Annotated in this window: 7 protein-coding genes and 1 pseudogene; 2 read left to right on the top strand and 6 right to left on the bottom strand. The window is 71.1% G+C overall.

Annotated features, from left to right (window positions below):
* A pseudogene (locus ABD127_RS00305) lies at positions 1 to 632 on the bottom strand (hypothetical protein); the annotation flags it as partial.
* 26 nt (positions 633 to 658) lie between these two features.
* Positions 659 to 2,128: an S-layer homology domain-containing protein gene (locus ABD127_RS00300; protein ID WP_344196473.1), complete on the bottom strand. Its 1,470-nt coding sequence runs from the start codon at positions 2,126 to 2,128 to the stop codon at positions 659 to 661.
* Positions 2,129 to 2,230: 102 nt separating this feature from the next.
* Here ABD127_RS00300 and ABD127_RS00295 point away from each other — a divergent pair, with 102 nt between their 5' ends.
* Complete coding sequence (locus ABD127_RS00295) at positions 2,231 to 3,457, top strand: arginine deiminase (RefSeq protein ID WP_344196470.1); 1,227 nt, start codon at positions 2,231 to 2,233, stop codon at positions 3,455 to 3,457.
* Between the two features lie 184 nt (positions 3,458 to 3,641).
* Here ABD127_RS00295 and ABD127_RS00290 read toward each other — a convergent pair whose 3' ends face one another.
* Positions 3,642 to 4,313 (bottom strand): nitroreductase, encoded by a 672-nt coding sequence (locus ABD127_RS00290; RefSeq protein WP_344196468.1) that lies wholly within the window; start codon positions 4,311 to 4,313, stop codon positions 3,642 to 3,644.
* Between the two features lie 89 nt (positions 4,314 to 4,402).
* Here ABD127_RS00290 and ABD127_RS00285 point away from each other — a divergent pair, with 89 nt between their 5' ends.
* On the top strand, positions 4,403 to 5,260 hold the full coding sequence (locus tag ABD127_RS00285; protein WP_344196466.1) for an SDR family oxidoreductase: 858 nt from the start codon (positions 4,403 to 4,405) through the stop codon (positions 5,258 to 5,260).
* 80 nt (positions 5,261 to 5,340) lie between these two features.
* Here the strand turns inward: ABD127_RS00285 and ABD127_RS00280 are convergent, their stop codons facing one another.
* Genes ABD127_RS00280 through ABD127_RS00270 form a run of 3 tightly spaced genes read right to left on the bottom strand, consistent with a single transcriptional unit; the run spans position 5,341 to position 8,308 of the window.
* A complete protein-coding gene (locus ABD127_RS00280; RefSeq protein ID WP_344196463.1) occupies positions 5,341 to 6,174 on the bottom strand; it encodes an ABC transporter ATP-binding protein in 834 nt (277 codons plus the stop codon).
* Complete coding sequence (locus tag ABD127_RS00275) at positions 6,171 to 7,247, bottom strand: FecCD family ABC transporter permease (protein WP_344196460.1); 1,077 nt, start codon at positions 7,245 to 7,247, stop codon at positions 6,171 to 6,173. Before ABD127_RS00275 ends, ABD127_RS00280 begins: the two co-directional genes overlap by 4 nt.
* Positions 7,247 to 8,308 (bottom strand): FecCD family ABC transporter permease, encoded by a 1,062-nt coding sequence (locus ABD127_RS00270; protein ID WP_344196458.1) that lies wholly within the window; start codon positions 8,306 to 8,308, stop codon positions 7,247 to 7,249. Before ABD127_RS00270 ends, ABD127_RS00275 begins: the two co-directional genes overlap by 1 nt.
* Between the last annotated feature and the right edge of the window lie 167 nt (positions 8,309 to 8,475).

Genomic DNA, 8,475 nt, shown 5'->3' with positions numbered 1-8,475 from the left:
ACGTTGACGTCGAACGGGGCGTAGTCCTCCGAGACCGCGAGCCAGACGTTCTGGATGAACTCGAGCTCGGCGTCCGAGAACGCCGGGGACCCGTCGAGGCTGAAGGCCGGGACGGTGCGCCCGTTCGGGATCCCCTGCTGCTGGTTCCAGACGGTGTTCGTCAGCGTGTGGCCGTCGAAGTCGAGGTAGATCGTGCGGCTCGAGCCGGGCAGGCTGTTGAGGCTGAAGGTCTGGTCCAGGGGGACGACCGCCGCCTGGGCGACCGGCGCCTGGTCCTCGCCCTCGTGGTCGTGGTCGCCCTCGGCGAAGTCGGCCACGAAGAGCCTCCCACCGCCGTCGACGCCGTACGTCGGGTCCTGCAGCGAGTCGACGAGCTCGTCGGTCGTCATCTCGTTCAGCGCGGCGACCTCATCCAGCTGGTCACCCAGCGCCTCGACCGCGGCGGGGCCGAAGACCGCGCCGTCGGCGGCGGGGGTCGGCTCCGTGGTCCCAGCGGAGGGCACCGGCTCCGACGTGCTCGGCGCCTCGGCGACCGTCGTCAGGTCCGTCGGCGCTGCCGCGACCGACTGATCGGTCTGCGCCAGGGATCCACCTGCGGCGAGCACGGCGAGCACCGCGACCGCGGTCCCCACGCGGGAGAACCGTCGACGACCACGCCTCATCGCTGCGACCTCCGGTAACCGGCCGCGACGGCGTCGGCCTCGGTCCGGAAGCACTGCTCCGGCTTGGTCGCAGCGTAGTACTGGCCGCCGGGGACGTGGTAGATCCCGGAGTTGGCGTTGCCCTTGATCGGGGCGTGCGCCGGGCAGTTGTAGGCATCGACGGGCGCGACCGGACCGGTCGGCGTGACCGGCGGCTGCGGCGGGGCCGGCGGTCGGCAACCGCTGCCGTCGACCACCGGCGGCGTGCCGCCGTTGCGCAGGCGGTACATGAACGCAGCCATGTCACCGCGCTGCACGGCCAGGCCCGGCCGGTACTCGCGGCATCCGTAGCCGACGTCCCAGCCGGTGGAGATGCCCTGGCCCGCGAGCCAGACGATGCTGCCGTAGAAGGTGTGCCCGCCGTTCACGTCGACGAACGGGCTCGACGACGGGTAGGCCGGGGCCGGGCTGTTCTCCAGGCGGTGCAGGAAGGCGGCCATCTGCTCGCGCAGCACCGGCTGACCGGGGCGGAACGTGCCATCGGCATACCCCGTGGTGATGCGTGCACGCGAGAGCCACACGATCTGGCGGTAGAACGCGTGCGAGGTCGGGACGTCCACGAACGGCGAGACCGCGGGAAGGTTCGCGACGTCGGGGCTGCCCGCGAGCCGGTAGAGGAAGGCCGCCATCTGCTCGCGCAGCACCGGTGCGCCCGGCCGGAACGTGCCGTCGGCGTAGCCGGTCGTCACGCCCTGCCCGGCGAGCCAGGTGATCTGCGTGAACCAGACGTGGTTCGAGGGGACGTCGGAGAAGGTCGTCGGGCCACCGGTCGTGACGCCGGCTCGGGTCGGCGTCGTCACCGAGCGGCTGCCGCACTCGCCCGACAGCGTCGAGGAGAGCGCCGACCGCTCCGCGGTGTCGACCGTCAGGCTCCACCGGTACTTCACGCGCACCCAGGCGATCGCGTAGTCGCAGGAGTAGGAGCTCAGCGGCGGCATCCACGAGGCCGGGTCCTTGTCGCCCTTGGCCTGGTTGACCGAGTCGGTCACGGCGATCAGCGTGTCCGCGTCGCCGAGGTCGTTCGCGAACGCGCGGCGCGTCTGCGCCGACCAGGAGCGGGCGCCGGAGTCCCAGGCCTCGGCGAGCGGCACCATGTGGTCGATGTCGACGTCGGCCGAGTCGGTCCAGGTGGCGCCGTCGAACGCCGAGTACCAGGTCCCGCCGGACAGCGAGCAGCCCGAGCCGACCTGGACCGGCGTCAGCGACTCGGCGATCAGCACCTCCCGGCGCGTGTCGCACCCGTCGCCGTCGTCGTCGACCCAGTGCGGGAACAGGTCGCGTTGGTACCCGGTCCGCACCTCCGCCTCCGTCGTCAGCTGGCTCAGCAGCTCGGCCGCCGTGACGCTCGCGGCCGAGGCCGGTGCCAGCTGCACCGGCACGACGGCCACCAGCGCGACGACGAGCGCGCGCACGACAGATCTCCCCATGCCCCTCCGCATGCGTCCATGCTCGGCAATGTCCGACGCCCCCATGGCGAAACGGCCGCAAATGGCTCGAACGGACCAGGCCGTGCGCCCTAGGCTCGGGGCATGACGACGCCGCGCACCGAGTCATCGGCCTGGGGAGTCGACAGCGAGGTCGGTCGACTGCGGACCGTGATGCTGCACCGGCCGGGCGCCGAGATCGCGCGTCTGACGCCCCGCAACAACGACGCCCTGCTGTTCGACGGCATCCCCTGGCTGGGTCGCGCGCAGGACGAGCACGACGCGTTCGCGGCCGCGCTGCGCGACCACGACGTCGAGGTGCTCTACCTCGTCGAGCTGCTGGAGCAGACGCTCGAGTCGGAGGCAGCCCGTGAGCAGGTCATCGCGTCGACGACGGATGCCCTGCACCTCGGCGACGCCCTGCAGTCGCACCTGACGGATTGGCTCTCCGACCTGCACCCGAGCGACCTGGCGACGGTGCTCACGGCGGGCCTGCGCAACGACGAGGTCCCGATCCGCACGCTCGTGACCAGCCTGCTCGCGAGCGACGACTTCGTGATCGACCCGCTGCCCAACCTGCTGTTCACGCGCGACTCCTCGGTCTGGCTGCCGGACCGGGTCGCCGTGACGAGCCTGGCGATGCCGGCGCGCGTGCGCGAGACGCAGCTGACCGGGCTCGTCTACGCGCACCACCCGCGGTTCGTCGGCGTCTCGCTCGTCCACGGGCCGCACCTCGAGCACGTCGAGGGCGGCGACGTGCTGCTGCTCGCGCCGGGCGTGGTCGCACTCGGCGTGGGCGAGCGCACGACACCGGCCGGTGCCGAGCGGTTCGCGCGCCAGGTGCTGGGCGAGGGGCTCGCGCACACGGTGCTGGCCGTGCCGATCGCGCAGGAGCGCGCCACGATGCACCTCGACACGATCGTGACGATGGTCGACGTCGACACCGTGGTGATCTTCCCGACGATGGCCGACGACCTGGAAGCCGTCACGCTGACCCTCGAGCAGGACGAGCTCGTGGTCGGTCCGCGGCAGCCGTTCTTCGGCGCCGCCGCGACCGCGATGGGCATCGACGAGCTGCGCCGCATCGACACCGGGCTCGACCCGGTCACGGCCGAGCGCGAGCAGTGGGACGACGGCAACAACACCCTGGCGATCGCGCCCCGGCTCGCGGTCGCCTACGAGCGCAACGAGCAGACCAACGCCCGGCTCGCGGAGCAGGGCGTCGAGGTCGTCGCGATCAGCGGCAGCGAGCTCGGCTCGGGCCGCGGCGGGCCGCGGTGCATGTCGTGCCCGATCCTGCGCGACCCCGGCGCCCCCGCCCCCGTTGGTTGAGGAGCCCCCTTCGCCCTTCGAGGCCGCTCGTACCTCGCGGCACCTCAGGAACCGGCTCCTTCGTCGCGCTGGGGGCACCTCCCACGACGAAGTCGTAGGGGGACAGGGGGCGGTCCTCGCTTCGCGCCCTGAGGTGCGAGCGAGGAACGAGCGAGCCTCGAAGGGCTCACCTCGACCACCGGGATCAGTCGAAGAAGGTGACCGCGTCGTCGATGTCGGCTCGGTGCGCGCGGAAGGAGTTCGCGGGGTGCTCCGGGTCGGGCCAGCCGAACGAGATGCCGCACACGACCTGGCGCTCGTCGTCCCAGCCGATGCGCTCGCGCAGCAGCTCGGACCTCATCGCCACGGCCGCCTGGGCGATCGTCGCGATGCCGTGGGCCTGGGCCGCGAGCAGGAACGACTGCACCCACAGACCGCAGTCGACGTAGCCGTACGGGCCGAGCGCCGCCGGCGCCGACACGATCGCGACGTGGGGCGCGTCGAAGAAGTCGAAGTTGCGCAGCATCTGGAGCGCTGACGCCTCGCGGTCGCCGCGCGCCACCCCGACCGCGTCGTACAGCTGCAGGCCGACCTCGCGGCGACGCTCTTGGTGCACCCCCGCGTAGCCCGGCGGGAAGTCGATGTCGGGGGTGATGCGCTGGTCGCCCGCGAAGGCGGTGCGCAGGTCGTCGATCGCGTCGCCGGAGAAGATCGCGAGCTGCCAGGGCTGGGTGTTGCACCACGACGGCGTGCGCTGCGCGGACTCCACGACGGACTCGATCGTCGCGCGCGGAACCGGCTCGGGCAGGAAACCGCGGCAGCTCCACCGCTCGGCCAACGCCTGGACCACGGTCACGGCGGAGGGATCGCGCGGCATGGAAGATTCGGTCTCGGTCACCATGGTCATCGTGCCACCAGCACTGTCATGATGACCAGACTGCCACAGACGATCTACCTGGAGGACGCATGTCGCTGGCCGGAGTCACGATCATCATGTCCGGCGGAAGCCGGGGCATCGGCGAGGCCATCGCGGTCCGCGCCGCACGCGACGGGGCCAACGTGGCCCTGCTGGCCAAGACCGCCGAGCCCCACCCGAACCTGCCCGGCACGATCTACACCGCCGCCGAGGCCGTCGAGGCCGCCGGCGGCAAGGCCCTGCCGCTGGTGGGCGACGTGCGCGACGACGCGTTCGTGGCCGATGCCGTCGCGCAGACCGCCGAGACGTTCGGCGGCATCGACGTCGTCGTGAACAACGCGAGTGCGATCGACCTGTCGCGCACCGAGGACATCTCGATGAAGAAGTACGACCTGATGAACGACATCAACTGTCGCGGGTCGTTCCTCCTGGCCAAGTCGTCGATCCCCTGGCTCAAGCAGTCGGCGAACCCGCACATCCTGACGCTCAGCCCGCCCATCAGCCTCGACCCGAAGTGGCACACGACCTTCACGGCGTACACGATCGCGAAGTTCGGCATGAGCCTGGTGACGATGGGTCTGGCCGGTGAGCTGCGCGAGGACGGTGTCGCCGCCAACTCGCTGTGGCCGCGCACCGCGATCGACACCGCCGCCGTGCGCAACGTCGTCGGTCCCGGCCTCAGCGCCAGCTCACGCACGCCCGCGATCATGGCCGACGCTGCCTACGAGATCCTCACGCGTCCGAGCCGGGAGTGCACCGGCAACTTCTTCATCGACGACGACGTGCTCGAGGAGGCCGGGGTCACCGACTTCAGCGTCTACCTCAACGGCGGCGAGGAGAAGGACCTCGCGCTCGACTTCTGGGTCGAGCCCAAGGGCCCGCACAACCCCGACCTCAGCCTCCACTAGCCGTCCGTGACCGCAAGATGTGGTCACTCCGGTCACGCTTTTCCGCCCAATCCGTGACCGGAGTGACCACATCTTGCAGCTCAGGGGCGGTGGCGGCCGAGGGGGACCACCAGCGGGGTGCCGGTGACCGGGTCGGGGACGACCTGGCACGGCAGGCCGAAGACCTCGTGCACCACCTCGGCCGTGATGATCTCGGTCGGCGACCCCTGCGCGATGATGTGGCCCTCCTTCATCGCGACGATGTGCTGCGCGTAGCGGCACGCCAGGTTGAGGTCGTGCAGCACCATCACGACGGTCTTGCCGTGCGCGGTGTTGAGCTCGTCCAGCAGGTCCAGCAGGTCCACCTGGTGGCTGATGTCGAGGAACGTCGTCGGCTCGTCGAGCAGCACGAGATCGGTGTCCTGCGCGAGCACCATCGCGATCCAGACGCGCTGGCGCTGACCGCCGGACAGCTCGGCGAGCGTGCGGTCGGCGAGCTCGGTCGTGTGGGTCGCGGCGAGCGCGACCTCGACGGCCTCGTCGTCCTCGGCGCTCCAGCGGCGGAACCAGCCTTGGTGGGGATACCGGCCGCGGCCCACGAGGTCGGCGACCGTGATGCCGTCGGGCGCGACCGGGTTCTGCGGCAGCAGCCCCATGATGCGGGCGATCTCGGTGCTGTTCCAATCCTTGAGCGGCCTGCCGTCGAGCTCGACCGTGCCGGCGCGCGGCTTGAGCAGGCGCACGAGACCGCGCAGCAGCGTCGACTTGCCGCAGCCGTTGGCGCCGACGATGACGGTGACCTTGCCGTCGGGCACGTCCAGGTCGAGCGAGTGCACGATGTCGACGCCGCCGTAGCCCAGCGTCAGGCCACGGGCCCGCAGGTCGTGGTGCCGCGTCTCCGGCGCCACGGGCGGCGGGATCTCGAGGTCCGTCATCCTCCACGTCCTTCCCGGTTGACCGAGACGAGCAACCAGATGAGATAGGGGGCGCCGATCGCGCCGGTGATGACACCGGTCGGCAGCTGCGAGGGCAGCGCGTGCTGCGCGACGAGGTCGGCCGTGAGCACGATGATCGCACCGACGAACGCCGCAGCCAGGAGCGCCGAGCTGCCGGAACCGACGAGCCGCGCGGCGATGGGCCCCGCGATCAGGGCGACGAACGCCATGGGCCCGGCGGTCGCGGTGGCCAGCGCGATCAGCACGACCGCGGTGAGCATCAGCGAGACCCGCATGAGCTCGACCCGCGCGCCGAGCGCCTTGGCCGTGTCGTCGCCGAGCTCGAGTGCCGAGAGCTGACGGCTCAGCACGAACACCACGGGCAGCACGACGGCGAGGCTCACCAGCAGCACGCGCAGCTCGGTGTCGCCGGCCTGGCCCACCGCGCCGACGAGCCACGTCATGGCCTCGCGGGCGTTGTAGACGTCGGCGCGCGAGAGCACGTAGCCCGAACCGGCGAGGAAGAACTGGCTGACGCCGATGCCGATCAGGATGAAGCGGTATCCCGTGATGCCGTCGCGCCACGCGAGCACGTAGACGAGCAGCGCGGCCAGCAGCGCACCGACCAGGGCAGCGACCGAGACCAGCTCGCCCTGGAAGTTCAGCATCACGATCGAGCCGACCGCGAAGAAGCTCGCACCCGAGGAGACGCCGACGAAGTCGGGCGAGGCCAACGGGTTGGAGAGCAGGCGCTGGAAGATGATGCCCGACAGTCCCATCGCCAGGCCGACCGCGAGTGCCGTCGCGGCGGTGGGCAGGCGCAGGTCGCGCACGACGTAGTTGATGCCGCCGTCGGACTCGAACCCGAACGTCGCCCTCACGACCTGCCACGGCGTCACCGTGAAGCTGCCGATCATCATCGTGCCGACGAACAGCGCGAACGCGATCGCGGCCAGCACCAGCGTCACGCCGACCGTGCGGCTGCGGCGCAGGAGGCGGGCGCGCACGATGACCGAGTGGGCGCCCGGGGCCGCGGAGGTCGGCGGCGCGGGATCGCGCTCGATGACGGCCATCAGAGCTCCGCCATGTTCTTGCGCCGGATCAGGAAGGCGAAGGCGGGAGCACCGAGCAGGCCGAGCACGACACCGACCTGCACCTCGCCCGAGAACGTGATCAGCCGCCCGAGGATGTCGGCGGTGAGCAGGACGATCGGGCTGAGGAGCAGCGAGTACGTCATGATCCAGCGGTAGTCGGGCCCGCAGATGGCGCGGGCCATGTGCGGCACGACCAGGCCGATGAAGACGATCGGGCCGCACGCCGCGGTCGCCCCGCCGGCGAGCAGGGTGACGAGCACGAAGAGGACGGCGCGGGTCCGGCCGACCTTCTGGCCCAGCGCCGTCGCCACGTCGTCACCGAGCGCCAGACCGTTGAGCCAGCGACCCGCGAACACCGCGATGGCGATGCCGGTGAGGAGGAACGGCGCAGTCTGCTCGACGATCGGCCAGTAGCGACCGGCGAGCGAGCCGACCTGCCAGAAGCGCAGCTCGTTGAGGGCGTCGGAGTTGACCATCGTGACGCCGGTGGTGATGGAGTAGCAGCCCGCGCTGACCGCTGCTCCCGCGAGCGCGAGCTTGATCGGGGTGGCCCCCTCGCGCCCGAACGAGGCAACGCCGTAGACCACGGTCGTCGCGACGCCGGCGCCGACGAAGGCCCACCAGATGTAGCTCGTGACGTCGGACGTGCCGACGACCATGATCGAGATGACGACCGCTGCCGCGGCGCCGGAGTTGATGCCCATGATCCCCGGGTCGGCGAGCGCGTTGCGGGTCAGGCCCTGCAGGATCGCGCCGGCCATTCCCAGCGCCGCACCGGCGAGCAGGCCGATGATCGTGCGCGGCAGTCGCAGGTCACGGATCACGACCTCGTCGGTGCTGGTCGGGTCGTGGTCGGTGATCGCGCTCCAGATCGTCCCGAGGCCCACGCCGCGCGAGCCGAGCACGATGCTGAGGAATGTCACGGCCAGCAGGACACCCAGCAGCACCACGAGCCCGACGCTCAACCCGGCCGACGAGCGGTGCTCGGGCCGGGGCGCCGTCGTCGCGGAGGCGTCCGCTGCGGTGCTGATGGTGGTCACGAGGATCCACGATAACTGAGGGAAGCCTCACCTAGGGACCCCCGTGACCAGAACCTCGTCACGGCGGCCGTGGAACCGAGGTTTCGAGGCTCGCGCCCGAGCGGGCGCTCGCACCTCAACCACCGGTGGTTGAGGTGCGAAGGCGCTCTGGCGCCTGAGCCTCGAAA

Source organism: Aeromicrobium alkaliterrae (genome assembly GCF_039529015.1).
GTDB lineage: Bacteria > Actinomycetota > Actinomycetes > Propionibacteriales > Nocardioidaceae > Aeromicrobium > Aeromicrobium alkaliterrae.
This window is presented reverse-complemented; position numbering and strand designations above follow the sequence as displayed.